Raw genomic sequence first — 15,479 nt, forward strand, 5'->3', positions numbered from 1 at the left:
TTGATTTACATATTCGATGGTGCTGATAACGCTTATAACTTCATCGGTTGCACGTAGCCCGTCATTTCCAGGTAGGCGCGGCCCACCGGCTGGCCATCGCGCTCCACTGTCACGGCGCCTTCCCAGTATACGGCGCCCGTCGAGCGGCGCGAATCGAGTTCCTGGTCAGCTTGCAGTGGCTTGATCTGCCAGCGCGTGGCGCCGGTACGGATTTCGGTGGCGACAGGGTATTCGGCCTGCGTGCGGGGCGAACGCCACAGCTGCGTGGGCGTGAAATCGACCTCGCCGGGGGCGAATTGCGTCATCTTACCGGACGCATCGCGCCATGTCGCGTGCGCCCATAGTTTAGCACCTGTCTTGCTGCGGATCTGGAAGGTCATCAAGGCGCCGCCATCATCGAGGTTGACGCCTATCCAGTTCCAGCCACTGGCGTCTGCATCGAGCACCTGGCTCGACCACTCGTGATCGAGCCAGGTGGTGCCAGTGACGGCTTCCGGTTTGCCGCCTGTGCGGGCGATTGTGCCACGGGTAGCAAGCTGCGGCTCGCTGTAGTAGTAGCTCGATTGCGCGGGCCGCGCGCCCTTGCGCGAGTAGCCGCCTTCGCCCTGTAGCAGCACGGGCTGCGTGGGGGCCAGGGTCAGCTGCAAGCTAAAGTCGCGCGCGGCCAGGCTGACCTGGTAGCTGCCGTCGGCTTGACGCTGCATGCGCCAGTCGTCGAGTTTCACATCCGTGTCTCCCACCTTGGCGTAGGCCAGGCCGAAACCTGCGCGCGCGCTTTTTTCGTCGTGCAGCAGCTTGCCCAGCTTCGGGTCGGACAGGGCCGCATGGCCGATGATCAGCTGTTTCGGCGCGAAGGCGCTGGGATTGTCCGCATCGGTGGCCGTGGCGCTGCGAAAGAAGGTCACCTGGTAGCCCAGCTGTTCTCCGGAGCTGGTTTTTACCCACCCTGTGGCGTACCACCATTCCGTTTTATACGCGGGATGGGCGCCGAAGTCGTGTGGCAGGCGCAGGCTTTGCCCGGCCGGCAGCGGCGTGACGGGGGCGAAGGCAGGCGGCGCGGCGTTGGCGGCGGCGCTGCATAACAACAGTAGACAAGTCAAACGGCGCATTACCAGTCCTCCCTGACGGCGCGGATGGGGCCAGCGGACAGCGCCTGGCGGCCTGCGATGAGGGCCGTGGCGGCCGCTGCCGTCAGCAGGGCGCCGGCCACGGTGGCTATCAAGGGCCACGGCAGGTGCAGCTGCATGGTCCAGTGGAACGATTGCGGATTGACGATGAAGACCAGCACAAAGCTGATCAACAGTCCCAAAACAAAACCGGTGGCGATGCCCAGCGCCGTCAGCGCGCCGCCTTCCAGCGCCAAAATGGACAAAATCTGCCCGCGCGTCACGCCCACGTGGCGCAGCATGCCGAATTCGCGCGCACGCGCCAGGGTCTGCGCGGAAAACGTGGCGGCCACGCCAAACAGGCCGATGACGATGGCGATGGCTTCCAATAAATACGTGACGGCGAAGCTGCGATCGAAGATTTGCAGGCTCAGGGCGCGGATGGCCGACGGATTCGACACTTCCAGGCTGGCGCCAAATGGCAGGGCCTTGAGGCGCTGCTGCAGCTGCTCGCCCGTGGCGTCCTTGGCCAGCCACAGGGCTGCATCGCTGACATCGAGGTCGCCCGTCAGGGCGCGGTAGTCGGCCAGCGGCATCTGGATGGCGCCGGAAGAGCGCGCATAGTCGCGCCAGATGCCGGCGACGAAGAACTTGTGCAAGCCGCCTGCCAGCGGCAGGGCTATCTGCTGGCCGGGTTTGATGCTGTACAGGTCGGCCGCCGCCTCGGACAGCCACACGGGTTTCGCGCCATCTGGCACGGGCAGGGTGTCACCCACCAGCACCATGCTTTTTTCCGGATCGGCCAGGTTGATGGGGCGTGCCAGCAGCACCACATTCGGTCGGTCAGGTGCCAGCGACAGCGAGCGCAGGCGCTGGAAATCCACCCTGGCCACGCCGGGAAGGGCGGTGATGGCCGCTTGCTCGCGCGGGTTCAGGCCCGCCGTCCCGCCGCTGGCGGCCGTGCGCGCATACAGGTCGGCCGGCAAGATCTGCAGCAGCCAGTCATCGACGGAGACGCGGAAGCTCGACACCATGATGGCCATCGCCACCATCAGGCTAAAGCTCGACAGCACGCCACCGAGCGCGATGCCAGCCTGGCCCGAGGCATTCGCCAGGCGGGCCAAAGTCAGGCTGCGCACGGGCGCATGCGCGCTGGTCTCCGTGCGCAGCCAGGTGCGCTGCAGGAAACGGAAGACCACGGCCGCCAGCTGCGGCATCAGGGCGATGGCGCCGATCAGCAGCAGGGCGATGGACAGATAGCCGAACAGGGGCAGCTCGAATACGGGTGGTAAAAACGTCAAGGCGCCGGCCAGCAGCAGGCAAGCCAGCGCGGGCCAGGTTTTCGCCAGGCGCGTCGTTACCACTTCTTCGCTGCCCGATTTCAGGGCGATGGCGGGGGCGGCGCGCGCCGCTTCCAGCGCGGGCGCCGCGCAGCCCAGCAAAGCTACACCGAGGCCGAGGGCAAAGTAGACGAAGGCGGCGACGGGCGTGAATTGCACCTGCGGCTGCACGCCCGCGAAATAGCCGGCGCCCAGGTCGCCACCGAAGAAGCGCAAGGCGACGGCCGCCATGGCATAGCCGCCGGCGATACCCAGCGCGGCGCCGACGATTCCCAGGCTGGCGCCCTCTAACAGTACCTGGCGCAGCAACTGGCCCCGCTCCATGCCCAGCACGCGCAGCAGCGCGAACTGGCCGCGGCGGCGGATGACGGACAGCGCCTGCGTGGAAAAGACCAAAAAGGCGCCCGTAAACAGGGCCACCAGGGCGAGCACCGTCAGGTTGACCCGGTAGGCGCGGCTGAGGTTATTGTTGCGGCTATTCTGGTTTTCGTCATTCGGCTGGCCCACCTGGAAACGCCCCGGATACTGCGCTTCCAGCGCGCGCGCCAGCTCGGCCTGGAAGGCGTCGCGGTTGACGCCCTGGCGCAGTTTCAAGTCGATGCGCGACAGCTTGCCCAGCTTGTTGAAGCGCCACTGCGCCGCGCCGATATCCATCACGGCGATGCGCTGGCCGGCGCGCGCGCGCTGCAGCGAACCGGCCACGCGCAGCGGTACCGTGCCAGTGCCCGACTGCACGGCAATCTTGTCGCCTTGCGCCAGGTTCAGCCAGCGCAAGGCGGCCGGCGATAAAAAGAGGGCGTCGTCGGCCAGGGTGTCGAAAGGCTGGCCATCGGCGGGAGCGCCGATCAGGTCGGGCGAGATGAAGCCGGCGCGGAAGACGTCGAGCGCCAGGATGTGCAGCGGGCCGCCGTCAGTCTTGCCGGCCACCGCGGCCTGCAGGTCCAGCACGGGCGAGGCCATGGCCACGCCGTCGCGCTGCGCCAGCCATGGATAGATGCTTTCATCGAACAGCGCTTCGCGCCCGGCCACCTGCACGTCGGCCTGGCCGGACAGGCTTTTGACGGCCGTGGAAAATTCATTGAAGGCGGCCGCGTTGATCAGGTGGATGGCAAAACCCAGCGACACGCCGATGGCGATGGCCAGGATGGCGACGAGGGCGCGCACGGGATGCGCGCGCCATTCGCCCAGCAGCAGCCAGCGCGACAACAGGCGCGTCGTCGCCGGGCTGGCCAGCGGCGCACTCAATTCAGACATTCGACGGCCAGGCGTTCGCCGGCGCGCCGCGCTTTCAGTTGCGCCGCGTCGCGGTTCTTGTCGCCTGCGCCGACGGCGTCCTGCGCCGCCCATTTTTGTTCCAGGCGCAGCTGCGCGCAATGCTTGTCGTGCATTTCCTTCTGTTTGGCGGCCCGTTCGCGCGCCTGGTCTTCGAGCTTCTCGCGCTGCTTGCGCGCCGCTTCCATCTGGCTCGCCACCCGTTCCTGGCGCGTGGCCGCACCCTTGTCGACGGCAGGTGGGGGCGAGGGGATTTCCAGGATCTGCAGCTGGCCGCCCGTGCATGGCGTGGCACTGTAGCTGGTCTGGCCATCCTGCACGCATTTGTAGACGTCCTGCGCACTGGCGGGGCCGGCCAGCAAGGCCATGGCGCAAAGCAGGAGGGAAGGCGACTTCACAATACCTTCCCCGGATTCATGATATTTTGCGGGTCCAGCGCCTGTTTCACGGCGCGCATCAGCTGCAGTTCCAGCGGCGACTTGTAGTGCGCCAGGTCGTCCTTTTTGAGGGCGCCGATGCCGTGTTCGGCCGAAATCGAGCCGCCAAAGCCATGGACCTGGTCGTGCACGATGCGGTTGATCGCCTCCTGGTTGGACAGGAAATCCGTATCCGTCATGCCGGGCGGCGGCGCCACGTTGTAATGCAGGTTGCCGTCGCCCAGGTGCCCGAAGCACACCAGCTGGCAGCCGGGGAAGGCCGTTTCCAGGGCCACGTCCGTGACGGAAATGAAATCGGCGATGCAGGAAATGGGCAGCGAGATATCGTGCTTGATGTTCTTGCCCGCCTGCGCCTGCGCCAGCGGAATGTGCTCGCGCAACTGCCACAGGCCTTCGGACTGCGCCACGGAACTGGCGACGACGGCGTCGGCGATCAACTCGACTTCCAGCGCCGCGCCGATGCTCGCTTCCAGCAATTCCACGGCATGCGCCTCGGACTGGCTGCTGGACAATTCGAGCAGCACATATTGGCCGTGGCCATGCGCTTCGGCGAATGGGCGCGGCAGCTGGGGGAACTGCTCCGCCACCAGTTGCAGACAATACTGCGACATCAATTCAAAACCCGTCAGGCTGGCGCCGCAATGGTCCTGCATCAGGCTTAATAGACGCAGGGCGTGGGAGGGCGAGGGCATGGCGGCCAGCGCGGTGATGCAGGCTTTCGGCTGCGGATACAGTTTCATGACCGCGCCCGTGATCACGCCCAAAGTACCTTCGGCGCCGATGTACAGGTCGCGCAAGTCGTAGCCGGTATTGTCCTTGCGCAAACCGCGCAAGCCGTTCCAGATTTCGCCTTGCGGCGTGACTACTTCCAGGCCCAGGCACAGCTCGCGCGTATTGCCGTAACGCAATACGGCCGTGCCGCCCGCGTTGGTGGCCAAATTCCCCCCGATGGTGCAACTGCCTTCGGCCGCCAGCGACAGGGGGAACAGGCAACCAGCGGCGCTGGCCGCTTCCTGGATGGTTTGCAAAATGCAGCCCGCGTCCACCGTGATGGTGCGGTTGACGGGGTCGAGCGCGCGGATGCTGTTCAGGCGCGCCAGCGACAGCACGATGGCCGTGCCCGCGTCGTCCGGGATGCTGCCCAGTACCAGGCCCGTATTGCCACCTTGCGGCACGACGGGAATCTGCCATTGCGCGCAGGCGCGCAGCACGCCGGCCACTTGTTCCACCGTGGCGGGGCGCAGCACTGCCAGCGCCTTGCCCGTGAACCTGTCGCGCCAGTCGGTGAGGAAGGGCGCTGTGTCGGCGTCCAGGGTGAGGACGTAGCTGTCGCCCAGCAGGTCGCGGCAGGCGGCAAGGAAATCGGCTTGGTCACTCATAGTCTGTTCGCTCATTTCTTGATGCTCACTTTATTCACTTTTTCCAGCAGTTCCCTGGCCATGCGCTTGGCCGCCTTTTTATACGGGCGCAGATACAGCACGGCGCAGACAAAATAGATGCAGACGATGGCCGCCTCGCCCCAGGCCATCAGGGCCGAAGTGGCGTTCGTGTCGCTGTAGCCGCGCACCACGCCCTCTGTAAAATACAGCAGGATCACCATCGACGACCATTGCAGGGTGTAGACGTCGCGCTTGATCACGCCGTACAGGGGAATGAGCAGGGGCGCCGCCTTCAGCACGACCCAGGAGCCGCCCGGCTGCAGCGGCGCGACGACGGTTTCCCACAGCAGGCACCAGAAGATCAGGGTGACGAGACTGGCGATGGCGCCCCAGTGAAAATACTTGTGCAGTGTGCCGTGCATCATGCGCCTGCCAGTTTCGCGGCGTTTTCCGCCAGGCGCCGGCCCAAAGCGATGGCCAGGCGTTTTTCATCGTCGCTCAAGGCCTTGTCGCCGGAGATGCCCGACCAGTGCGTGGCGCCATACGGCGAGCCGCCCGTCGAAGTCGTCATCAGTTCCGCATGCGTGTAGGGCAGGCCCATGACCAGCATGCCGTGGTGGAAAAGGGGGATCATCATCGACAGCAGGGTCGATTCCTGGCCGCCGTGCAGGCTGCCCGTGGAAGTGAACACGCAGGCGGGCTTGCCGGACAGGCTGCCGGCCAGCCAGTCGCTGGCCGTGCCATCCCAGAAGTACTTCATGGCGGCGGCCATGTTGCCGAAGCGCGTGGGCGACCCCAGGGCCAGGCCCGCGCATTCCTGCAAGTCTTCCAGTTCCACATAGGGCGCGCCGTCAAGCGGGACTTCCGGCGCTGTCGCTTCGGTCACCGTCGAGACGGCGGGCACGGTGCGCAGGCGCGCATCGCAGCCAGGCACGCTTTCTACCCCTTGGGCTATCAGCTCGGCCAACTGGCGCGTGGCGCCATGGCGTGAATAAAACAATACGAGAATAATCAGATTGGTTGGCTTCATCATTGGTATTATAGGGCGCTTTACAGCCTGATACGACTGCTGTCATGGCGCCGTTCTGATTTCGCACATGTTTTCAAAATATATACTCCCCATCTTTCAATACCTGTGGCGCGCCCTGAGCATGGGGCTGGCCGTCGTGCGCGGCCTGACGTGGTCCGAAACGCGCGACCTGCTGCAATTCGCGCGCCGCCGCGTGCGCGAGGAAAGCTTGCCGCAAGTAGCCGGCAGCCTGACGTTCGCCACCGTGTTTGCGCTGGTGCCGCTGCTCACGCTGGCCCTGGCCATCTTCACCACGTTCCCCCTGTTTAATACCTTCCGCCACGCGCTGGAAGATTACTTCGTGCAAAGCGTGATGCCCAAGGGGATTTCGAACACCATCCTCGACTATCTGACGACGTTTGCCTCGAAAGCCACGCGCTTGTCGGCCATCGGCGCGGGCGCCCTGATCGTCACCTCGGTGGGCATGATGGGCTTGATCGAGCGCGTCTTCAACCGCATCTGGCGCGTGCGCCAGGAACGCCGCTGGACCAAGCGCCTGCTCGTGTACTGGGCCATCGTCACCCTGGGACCGCTGCTGGTGGGCGTGTCGCTGACGGTGACGTCGCGCCTCTTCATGGCCACCAGCGGCGTGGTGGGTGCTGTGCCTTTCCTCGGCGCCGTGTTTTATACGCTGGTGTCGATCGGCCTGACCATGCTGGCGTTTACCTTGCTGTACATCGCCGTGCCGAACCGCGATGTTGACTGGCGCGACGCGGCCTGGGGCGGCTTGCTGGCGGCGCTGGCGTTCGAGGTGGCCAAGCGGGGCTTCGGTGAATTCATCCAGGAATTCCCCAGCTATTCGCGCATCTATGGCGCGCTGGCCGCCTTGCCGCTGTTCCTCGTGTGGATTTACCTGAGCTGGATGATTACCCTGGTGGGCGCCTTGCTGGTGGCCGCCTTGCCCGTCGTGAAATATGAACGCTGGTGGTACGAGGCGGCGCCGGGCAGCGAATTCGTCGATGCCGTCGCTATCTTGAAGGTGCTGCACCGGGCGTGTCGCTGCGCCGATTCGGCCCTGGTGGGCGCGGCCGAGATCCGCCGCAGCACGCGCCTGGGTTTCGAAGAGATGGAAACCCTGCTCGACAAGATGGTGCAGCAGGGCTGGGTGGGACGAGTCAATGTGGATGGCGCCGTGCGGGTGCAGTGGGGCAAGCGCGTGGCTGACAGTTCCGATCACTGGGTCTTGCTGGGCAATGTCAACCGCATCAGCCTGGCCGATGTCTACCGTTTATTTGTCTTCGGCGGCATGCGCGTCAATTCCGGCTATCCGGCCGGTTCCACCAATGAGCGCGACATCAAGGCGGCAGAAGAAGCGGCGGCCCTGGCGGCGCAGGTGGAAAACGCCGTGGAGCAGGGGCTGGGATTGAGTTTGGCCCAGCATTTCGGGGAAGTGCGCTGCGCCTGACGAGCGATCAGGTATCGAGCCTGTCGTACAGCAGCGCATCGAGCGCGCCCGTCAGCGTAATGCCCGCTTCGTCGAGCAGCGTGTAATCCTGCTGGCTGTCGCCGAGCGAGGCGCTGCCTTCGATGCCGCACACCAGCTGGTACGTGGCATCATCGATGGCCAGCTTGATCAAGGCCAGGATTTGTTCGCGCTGGCCATCTGCCAGTGCCAGCCCGTCGAGCAGGGCGCCAAGCCGGGTCTGTCCCTGGCGACCCTGCGCATACAAGGTCAGTAGCGATGCATTGGATGCGACGACATCATCGATGAATTTTTTCGCGTGCATGGCTACCTTGTCTTGAACTGGCGTGGCCTCATGGCCGCCGCCGGGTGGAAAAACTTATAGCAGCACGGGCCGCAAGGCCGCCTGCAGCGCCAACTTGCTGAACGCCGCCGCATCGGACGCGCGCACCACGCCCAGGTAATACGTGTCTTCGCCGCCGTGCATGTTCACCAGGCGTAGCTGGTGCGGCGCCAGGTGGGCGGCGATGGCGGCCAGGCCTTCGGCCATCGCCTCGCCATCTTTGCGCCCGGCCCAGCGGAAGTCCTGCAGCGCCGGCAGGCCGATATGCTGGCCGATGCACGGCACTTCATCGACCGATTTCCAGTCCAGGGTGGTGCCGTGGCCCAGCACATCGGCGACCGTGGACCAGAGCAGGAAGAAGCACGCCGCTTCGGGTGTGTCGCCTTCGTATTCTTCTTCCTGGTCGTCCTCCGCCAGCTCTTCCAAAGTGATGTCCACGCAACGCGCGGCCAGTTCTGCATCGCCCAGCAAGAGCAGGGCGGCCATGGCGCGCAACTGTTCGCGGTCGGCCCGCGCCAGGATCTGCGGCGGCGTAAAGCTGCGGCGCCTGACTGGCTTTTTCTTGCTCAGGCCCAGGGCCGCGCTCAGCTGGGCCGTGACGGCCGCCTTGAAGTTTTCCACGGTGTCGAACTGTTCCAGCAACTGGCCCGTGAAATCCATGCTCCAGGCCATGCCATCCTTGACGACATATAAAAAATCGCTTTGCACGGCCACGCCGCGCAAATGGTGGGCGGGCGGATACAGGGGCGTGAAGGCCTGTTTTCCATCGAGCGTCAGCATGCAGGCCAGCCCCTGCGCATCGATGGCGAAGATCAGGTTCTTGCGCAGCCTGGGCGGCGACGAGGTGGTGGCGCTATCGATGGCTTCGTACTGGCATGGCGCCAGCAGTTCGGCCTGGCTATTGATCAGGCCAAACAGGGAGCGGCCATCGATGCGCTGGCTGACGATGGCGATTTTTCTCTTCGTGCCGAAATCATGCACGGAGTTGTAGGCCGTCGGCACCACGACCTTGCCTGTCTTGTCGAGCACGCCGCAGACATTGCGTTCGTCGTCATTGTCTGTCTGGCGCTCGATGTCGATATAGCCGTCTTCGCGCTCGCACATGTTGTCGACCCTGTCAATGAGCAGCGCGCCGTCGGGCAGGTGCAACAAGCGGCTGGCGCCGTCTGTATCGATCTGCTGCACCAGGTGGGGGCTGATCACGTACAGGGCGCCGGGGGCAGGCGGCAGCACCAGCGTGCCGTTGAGGTCCAGCACGCCGTGCGCATCGGGTACGTCCGTCGTGGTAAAGGTGATCCAGCCATCTTCCACATCGTGTGCACGCAGGTCGACATAGCGCTGCGACAGCGGCACGATCCAGCGGCCGTAGGGCGTGACCAGGCCGGTGACGGCCGGTTCGCCGGCGGTGCGCACCTCATAGCACAGCGCGTCCTCCTCCCATCTCACTACTTCCAGGTCTTGCAGGAAAGGCAGTTCGTCCGCGCCGAGTTCCTCGACATCGGCCAGCTGCGCGGCGGCCGTGGCGGACCAGTAGCCGGTGGCGGGCGCTGCAGAACCGGCGGCCAGCAGAGGCGCCAGGGCTTCCTTGTCGCCACGTAGCAGGGCAGCGTGCAAGGCTTGCGCTTCGGCGCGCAGGGCCTCGAGCGCGACAGCGTATTCCGGCGTGTCGATATCGTGCGCGATCAGCTGCACGCAATCGAGAATCAGCCACGCCTGGCCGCCGGTCAGCAGGGCGCTGATGGCGCTGCGCGCGACGATGGCGGCCGCGTCGCGCGGCCAGTCCATCAGGGCGGACAGGGCTTGCCAGCTGGCTTGCGCCTGGAGCATTGGCGCGGCCAGCACGCAGGGACAGTCTTCGCCGTCGTCGTAGATGGGCCAGGCGACGGCTTGCGTGCCGGCGCCGATGAGCAGCTTGAACAGCATGGGCATGTCCAGCCGCCATTCGGCCAGGCCCGTGATGGTCTCGGTGTCGAAACCGTCCTGGCCGGGCAGGAAGGTGGTGCTGAACAGGGCTGCGGTATTGATCATTGATATTTATTTAAAAGTGAACGGGGGTATTCAGGGCGATGGCGGCATGACCCAGTGCGCCAGCGCGCTGCGCTCCAGGCCCAGATGCTTGGCCACGGCGGCCGCCTCGAAGGCCCACAGGCCGTAATAGCCGCCCAGGCCGTGCGCGCGCAAATGGCCGTTGAACCAGTCTTCGTGCACCAACGCGCCATGCCAGCTTGCCAGGTATTGCCGCAGGTGTTCCAGTTGCTGCGCGGGATCGGCTTCGTCGAGGCAGTCGAACAGGGCTGAGTAGGGCTCGGCGAAATACCATTCGTCGACGGCGGGACGCTGTGGATCGATGGTCGACAGCAGGGCCTCGTACACCCCATCTTCGCCATCGAAGGCCGTCTGCAGGGCGGCCAGGCGGGCAGCGAGATCGTGGCGACCGAACAGCAGGGTCGCGCCCAGCAACTGTAGGGTGCGCGCATAGTCCGTCAATTGTTCGAAATCAAAGGCGGGCAAGGAGTCGTCATCGTAGGCCGCAGCCAGGGTTGCGCGCGCCGTTTCGCAGGCGGCGATGGCCGTTTCTAGCGCCGTTTCCACCTCCGGCAAGGGCAAGCCTGCCGTGTAGCGCAGCGAGAATACCTGGTAGGCCGTGCTGGCGGCGGCGCAAGCCCAGTAGGCATCATCGCCGCCATCGACTTCCGCTTGCGCCTGCGCGCGTCCATAGGCGGCCAGCAGGGCGTCAAGGTAAGCGAGGTTGCGGCTAAAGTCGAAAGGGCCGGGCGGCGTCTGGCGCGGTGTATGGGGCCAGGGTGCGGATGCTGGCAGACAGGTATCGGCGCATTCGCGCTGGATGGCCCAATCGGCGAAGATTTGCTGCATATACTGCGCCGTCTCGTCGTCGTGGGCGATGGCGCCGACACCCACCATGGTCGTGCCCAGCAGGGTGTAGCCAGGGAAGCGGCTGCTCTCGTAGGCAATGGTAGTCACGCTCTGGATGGCCCTGCCGTCGCTCAGGTCGCGCACGCGGAAGTACACGTCGTCCCAGCCGGCTTGCGGTGGCGCTGGCGGTTCATTCGGCAGGGTGGCCCAGCTGCCGTCCGGCTGCTCTTCATAGGCCTCGAGCAGTTCATCGAGGCCACCGGGGCGGTCGATGCGGTTGTTGGCATCGTATTGCAGGCCCAGTTCGGCACCGAAAGCTGCCGCGTGGCGGCCCTCGAAGACCAGGTACTGGGCGCTTGTGGTACCGACCAGCAAGTCCGTGTGCTGGCCCGCCACGCTGAGCGCCTGCGGCAGCCGGCACCATTGGTAGTACGGAATGCCGGCCATGGAGCCGCCTTCGGCCGCCTGCGGGTTGGTGAAGCGCAGCTGTTCCAGCCATTTATAGCGTTCGTACCGCTCATCTTCCGTGCCGCTGTCTCGGCCAGTCAATTCATCGAGCAGGGTATTTAACAACATCATCTATCTATCCTAATAAAGTGTGCGTGGCATGGCGTCATGCCGGCGTGCTTTGCGCAAACGCAAACAGCGCGTCGAGCACGGCGTCGGGCTGCTCGGCCATCAATTCGTGCCCGCTGTCGACCTGCACCACCGTGCCATGCGCGATGGTGGACGTCAGCAGCCTGGTCGATTTGGGCGGCGTCATCATGTCGCGCGCGCCAAAAATGAATAAAGTGGGGCAGTGTACCGAAGCTGCGGCAATTTCGCCGTTCGCATAGGCATTGCAGGCGAAAAAATCCGTATGAAACACGTGATCGGGGTTGAGGGAGGCGATGCGCTGTTTCAAGCGCCGCGCGCCGCCCATGGCATAGAAGCCGGGGCCGGGGAACGACGGCTTTTGCGCGATCGACGAGTGCGACCAGATATTGACCATGTCGATGGCCGCCTGTTCGTCTTTGAGCGAAGTTTCCAGCAGCGCGGGCGAGACTTTCATCGGGTAGGTGGAACCCAGCATGGCCAGGTGGCTGATCCTCCCGGGCGCCAGGAATGCCGCTTCCAGCGCGATCAATGAACCCATGCTGTGGCCGATCAGCATGGCCTTGGCCGCGCCAGCCGCGTCCAGCACGGCCAGTATCCAGCGCGCCAGCTCTTCGACGCTGGTTTTCGCCGCGCCCGGGCTGCGGCCATGGCCCGGCAAGTCGACGGCCAGCACGTTCCAGCCGTGGTGGGCGAAATAGCGCGTCTGCAGGGCCCACACGGAGTGGTCGTTCTGCGCGCCATGGATGAAGACGGCCGTCGGCTGGCTCGGGTTGAATGGTTTGCCGCCCGTGTAGCAGTAGGCCGTGGTGTTCTCGATGGTGAATAACATGTCAGGCGCCTTTCTGCGACAATTTCAGGCCGCGGGCCAGGTCTTCAATCAAATCGTCCGCGTCTTCCAGGCCCACCGATAAGCGCATGGTGCCCTGCGTGATGCCCGATTGCGCCAGTTGATCGTCTGGCACGCGGAAGTGCGTGGTGGAGGCGGGGTGGATGACGAGCGACTTGGCGTCGCCCACATTGGCCAGGTGCGAGAATATCTTGAGGCTGTCGACAAAGCGCTGGCCCGCCGCGCGGTCGCCGCGCAGCCGGAAGGTGAACACGCCGCCCGCGCCTTTCGGCAGCAGGGTTTTCGCCAGTTCGTAGTCGGGATGCGACGGCAGTTCAGGGTAGGACACGGATTCCACGGCCGGATTGGCCAGCAGGAAGTCGATCACCTTGCGCGTGTTGGCCACGTGGCGGTCCATGCGCAGGCCCAGGGTTTCGATGCCCTGCAGGATGGCGAAGGCATTGTGCGGGCTCATGACGGCGCCGAAATCGCGCAAGCCTTCGCGCCGCGCGCGCAGGGCGAATGGCGCCACCGTCGATTCCTCGGCGAAGACCATGCCGTGAAAGCCGTCATACGGTTCGCACAGTTCGGCGAAACGGCCCGTCTTGTCGTACGCCGCTTGCCAGTCGAAGGTGCCGCCGTCGACCAGCAAGCCGCCGATGGCCGTGCCGTGCCCGCACAGGAACTTGGTGGCCGAGTGGAACACCAGGTCGGCGCCATGCTCGAAGGGGCGCAGCAGGTAGGGCGTGGTAAACGTCGAATCGAGCATCAGGGGCAGATGGTGCTCGTGCGCCAGGGCGGCAATCGTCGGGATATCGAGCACGTCGAGGCCTGGATTGCCCAGGGTTTCCGCAAACAGCACGCGGGTAGTGGGGCGGATGGCGGCGCGCCAGGCATCCGCATCGCGCGGGTCGACAAAGGTCGTCTCGATGCCGAAGCGTTTCAAGGTGTAGGCCAACAGGTTGTGCGAGCCGCCGTACAGGGCGCGCGAAGCGACGATGTGCGAGCCGGCGCCGGCGATGGTACATAAACCAAGGTGCATGGCGGCCTGGCCGCTGGCCGTGGCGATGCCGGCCACGCCCCCTTCGAGCGCGGCGATGCGCTCTTCCAGCACGGCGTTGGTGGGATTCGAGATGCGCGAGTACACGTGGCCGGCCCGTTCCATGTTGAACAGCGAGGCCGCGTGCTCCGAACTCTTGAAGGCAAACGAGGACGTGAAATGGATGGGCGTGGCGCGCGCGCCCGTAGCCGGGTCGGGCGTCGCGCCCGCATGCAGGGATAAAGTATCGAAACCGGGGTATTTCGGGCCGCTCATGGTGTCTCCGCCAAGTTTTATAGTGGCAAGATCATAAGCTGATTTACGGCTGAGCAAAAGGGTGCGCGTGCAGGGCGCATGGCGCCGTGCTGGCGGGCGGCGCGTGTCACTTGAAGTCGAAAAAAGCGACCGGCTCCGCGTGGCGGTGGTACGATGCCGTGTCAGTGATATTCGGGCTGTTCAACCTTCGCGCGTGCGCCGCACCGCCAGGAAGCGGCTGCAAACGAACGAAATCCTGGGCTTCAGGCGCACTCTCATGCATGTCCACCAGGAAAGATTCTATGCCCGCAATATCGTTCGACGGCTCCCTTGCCGTGCCCGGACCCTCTATCGTCGACGGCCTGTGCCGCGCAGGCTGGCACATGCAAGAGCATTTCATTTCTCCTGAACTCAGCCGCCAACTGGCCGCCGAATGCGTGCAATCCATGCTCAGCGGCAAGATGAAAGGCGCCGGCGTGGGCAGCGGCCATGCGCCCCTGCTGCAGCCGGATATCCGCGGCGACCATATCGCATGGCTGGAAGCGGGCCGTTCAGAGGCATGCGACCGCTATCTGGAACGCATGGAAGCATTGCGCCAGGTACTCAACCGCGAACTGTTCCTGGGGCTGGACGAGTACGAAAGCCATTTCGCCCTGTACGCGTCGGGCGCTTTTTACCGGCCCCATCTGGACCGTTTCCGCGACGACGACAAGCGCACCGTGTCCGTCGTGCTGTACCTGAACGACGGCTGGCTGCCCGAACACGGCGGCGCGCTGCGTTTGCACCCGCAGGACGGCGACCACGTGGATATCGCGCCCGAAGCAGGGCGCATGGCCATGTTCCTGTCGGGCGAGATGTTGCACGAGGTATTGCCGACGGCGCGCCAGCGCTTGTCGATCGCTGGCTGGTTTCGCCGGCGGGCATGACGAAAAGTTGCGCGCAATCCCCTTCGATTTGATTGCGCGCAAGGCTGGATTTTTCCGCAGGCTTAGGCTACAGTCGCAGTAAGGGCTAGAATAACTAAAATACCAATCACGCGGACAGGACGGCCAATATGAAAGTATCTGAAATTCTCCAAGTCAAGGGCAATATCCTCTACACGGTCACGCCTGACCAGCCCCTGCTTGACGCGGCCAATACCATGGCCGAAAAAGACATCGGTTCGCTGGTGGTCATGGAATTTGGCGACCTGGTCGGCATGCTGACCTTCCGCGAAGTGCTGAACGCGCTGCATGAAAACGCGGGCCAGATCGGCGGCGGCACCGTGCGCAAGCACATGGACGACCACCCGATCACCGTCACGCCCGATACGGAAGTGAACGAAGTGCGCCGCATCATGCTGGAAAAACATGCGCGCTACCTGCCTGTCATGAATGCCAAGACCTTGCTGGGCGTCATCTCCTTCTACGACGTGGCACGCGCCGTGCTCGAAGCGCAAAGCTTTGAAAACCAGATGCTCAAGGCGTATATTCGCGACTGGCCGGCTGAAACGACTGACTAAGTGATCGCAATGCAGTAATAACAACGCCGGCAACTGCCG

At 64.6% G+C, this 15,479-nt stretch carries 14 protein-coding genes; 3 read left to right on the forward strand and 11 right to left on the reverse strand.

All coding sequences use genetic code 11. From position 1 onward, the window contains the following. Positions 1-32: 32 nt before the first annotated feature. The 6 genes from ACQ4WP_RS23145 to wrbA are packed head-to-tail and all read right to left on the reverse strand — an operon-like array spanning position 33 to position 6,564. Positions 33-1,109 carry a lipocalin-like domain-containing protein gene (locus ACQ4WP_RS23145; protein ID WP_436524733.1) on the reverse strand — a complete coding sequence of 359 codons (1,077 nt, stop codon included), beginning with the start codon at positions 1,107-1,109 and terminating at the stop codon, positions 33-35. Next, on the reverse strand, positions 1,109-3,700 hold the full coding sequence (locus ACQ4WP_RS23150; protein ID WP_436524735.1) for an FtsX-like permease family protein: 2,592 nt from the start codon (positions 3,698-3,700) through the stop codon (positions 1,109-1,111). Before ACQ4WP_RS23150 ends, ACQ4WP_RS23145 begins: the two co-directional genes overlap by 1 nt. Then, entirely contained in the window at positions 3,688-4,116 is a 429-nt protein-coding gene (locus ACQ4WP_RS23155; RefSeq protein ID WP_436524737.1) for a DUF4124 domain-containing protein, read from the reverse strand. Before ACQ4WP_RS23155 ends, ACQ4WP_RS23150 begins: the two co-directional genes overlap by 13 nt. Beyond that, the gene (locus ACQ4WP_RS23160; protein ID WP_436524739.1) at positions 4,113-5,534 is read right to left on the reverse strand and encodes an FAD-binding oxidoreductase; all 1,422 of its coding nucleotides are present in this window, start codon (positions 5,532-5,534) and stop codon (positions 4,113-4,115) included. The genes ACQ4WP_RS23155 and ACQ4WP_RS23160 overlap by 4 nt, the downstream gene beginning before the upstream one ends. An 11-nt stretch (positions 5,535-5,545) precedes the next feature. Beyond that, on the reverse strand, positions 5,546-5,959 hold the full coding sequence (locus ACQ4WP_RS23165) for a DUF2069 domain-containing protein (RefSeq protein ID WP_436524741.1): 414 nt from the start codon (positions 5,957-5,959) through the stop codon (positions 5,546-5,548). Further along, on the reverse strand, positions 5,956-6,564 hold the full coding sequence (gene wrbA / locus ACQ4WP_RS23170) for an NAD(P)H:quinone oxidoreductase (RefSeq protein ID WP_436524789.1): 609 nt from the start codon (positions 6,562-6,564) through the stop codon (positions 5,956-5,958). Before wrbA ends, ACQ4WP_RS23165 begins: the two co-directional genes overlap by 4 nt. Positions 6,565-6,631: 67 nt before the next feature. Here wrbA and ACQ4WP_RS23175 point away from each other — a divergent pair, with 67 nt between their 5' ends. Next, a complete protein-coding gene (locus ACQ4WP_RS23175; RefSeq protein ID WP_436524743.1) occupies positions 6,632-8,008 on the forward strand; it encodes a YihY family inner membrane protein in 1,377 nt (458 codons plus the stop codon). A gap of 7 nt (positions 8,009-8,015) precedes the next feature. Here ACQ4WP_RS23175 and ACQ4WP_RS23180 read toward each other — a convergent pair whose 3' ends face one another. The 5 genes from ACQ4WP_RS23180 to ACQ4WP_RS23200 are packed head-to-tail and all read right to left on the reverse strand — an operon-like array spanning position 8,016 to position 13,960. Then, the gene (locus tag ACQ4WP_RS23180) at positions 8,016-8,330 is read right to left on the reverse strand and encodes a hypothetical protein (RefSeq protein ID WP_436524744.1); all 315 of its coding nucleotides are present in this window, start codon (positions 8,328-8,330) and stop codon (positions 8,016-8,018) included. Positions 8,331-8,384: 54 nt separating this feature from the next. After that, positions 8,385-10,376, reverse strand: a complete 1,992-nt coding sequence (locus ACQ4WP_RS23185) for a DUF6630 family protein (RefSeq protein ID WP_436524746.1) — start codon at positions 10,374-10,376, stop codon at positions 8,385-8,387. Positions 10,377-10,406: 30 nt separating this feature from the next. Further along, positions 10,407-11,801, reverse strand: coding sequence for a PoNe immunity protein domain-containing protein (locus tag ACQ4WP_RS23190; protein WP_436524748.1), 1,395 nt, complete (start codon positions 11,799-11,801; stop codon positions 10,407-10,409). Positions 11,802-11,835: 34 nt separating this feature from the next. Further along, a complete protein-coding gene (locus ACQ4WP_RS23195) occupies positions 11,836-12,648 on the reverse strand; it encodes an alpha/beta fold hydrolase (protein ID WP_436524750.1) in 813 nt (270 codons plus the stop codon). Position 12,649: 1 nt separating this feature from the next. After that, positions 12,650-13,960: an O-acetylhomoserine aminocarboxypropyltransferase gene (locus tag ACQ4WP_RS23200; protein WP_436524752.1), complete on the reverse strand. Its 1,311-nt coding sequence runs from the start codon at positions 13,958-13,960 to the stop codon at positions 12,650-12,652. A 281-nt stretch (positions 13,961-14,241) separates the two neighbouring features. On the opposite strand from ACQ4WP_RS23200, the gene ACQ4WP_RS23205 reads away from it, so the two are divergent. Continuing rightward, a complete protein-coding gene (locus ACQ4WP_RS23205; RefSeq protein WP_436524754.1) occupies positions 14,242-14,865 on the forward strand; it encodes a 2OG-Fe(II) oxygenase in 624 nt (207 codons plus the stop codon). Between the two features lie 128 nt (positions 14,866-14,993). Further along, positions 14,994-15,440, forward strand: coding sequence for a CBS domain-containing protein (locus ACQ4WP_RS23210; RefSeq protein ID WP_010398828.1), 447 nt, complete (start codon positions 14,994-14,996; stop codon positions 15,438-15,440). Positions 15,441-15,479 lie beyond the last annotated feature (39 nt).

Origin of the sequence: Janthinobacterium lyxosi (assembly GCF_051380665.1) — a bacterium.
Classification (GTDB): Bacteria; Pseudomonadota; Gammaproteobacteria; order Burkholderiales; family Burkholderiaceae_D; genus Janthinobacterium.

Coding starts and splice junctions, on each gene's coding strand:
- wrbA (WP_436524789.1), bottom strand. CDS start 6,564: ATGAAGCCAACCAATCTGATTATTCTCGTATTGTTTTATTCACGCCAT.
- ACQ4WP_RS23150 (WP_436524735.1), bottom strand. CDS start 3,700: ATGTCTGAATTGAGTGCGCCGCTGGCCAGCCCGGCGACGACGCGCCTG.
- ACQ4WP_RS23180 (WP_436524744.1), bottom strand. CDS start 8,330: ATGCACGCGAAAAAATTCATCGATGATGTCGTCGCATCCAATGCATCG.
- ACQ4WP_RS23200 (WP_436524752.1), bottom strand. CDS start 13,960: ATGAGCGGCCCGAAATACCCCGGTTTCGATACTTTATCCCTGCATGCG.
- ACQ4WP_RS23145 (WP_436524733.1), bottom strand. CDS start 1,109: ATGCGCCGTTTGACTTGTCTACTGTTGTTATGCAGCGCCGCCGCCAAC.
- ACQ4WP_RS23165 (WP_436524741.1), bottom strand. CDS start 5,959: ATGATGCACGGCACACTGCACAAGTATTTTCACTGGGGCGCCATCGCC.
- ACQ4WP_RS23210 (WP_010398828.1), top strand. CDS start 14,994: ATGAAAGTATCTGAAATTCTCCAAGTCAAGGGCAATATCCTCTACACG.
- ACQ4WP_RS23190 (WP_436524748.1), bottom strand. CDS start 11,801: ATGATGTTGTTAAATACCCTGCTCGATGAATTGACTGGCCGAGACAGC.
- ACQ4WP_RS23185 (WP_436524746.1), bottom strand. CDS start 10,376: ATGATCAATACCGCAGCCCTGTTCAGCACCACCTTCCTGCCCGGCCAG.
- ACQ4WP_RS23195 (WP_436524750.1), bottom strand. CDS start 12,648: ATGTTATTCACCATCGAGAACACCACGGCCTACTGCTACACGGGCGGC.
- ACQ4WP_RS23175 (WP_436524743.1), top strand. CDS start 6,632: ATGTTTTCAAAATATATACTCCCCATCTTTCAATACCTGTGGCGCGCC.
- ACQ4WP_RS23160 (WP_436524739.1), bottom strand. CDS start 5,534: ATGAGTGACCAAGCCGATTTCCTTGCCGCCTGCCGCGACCTGCTGGGC.
- ACQ4WP_RS23205 (WP_436524754.1), top strand. CDS start 14,242: ATGCCCGCAATATCGTTCGACGGCTCCCTTGCCGTGCCCGGACCCTCT.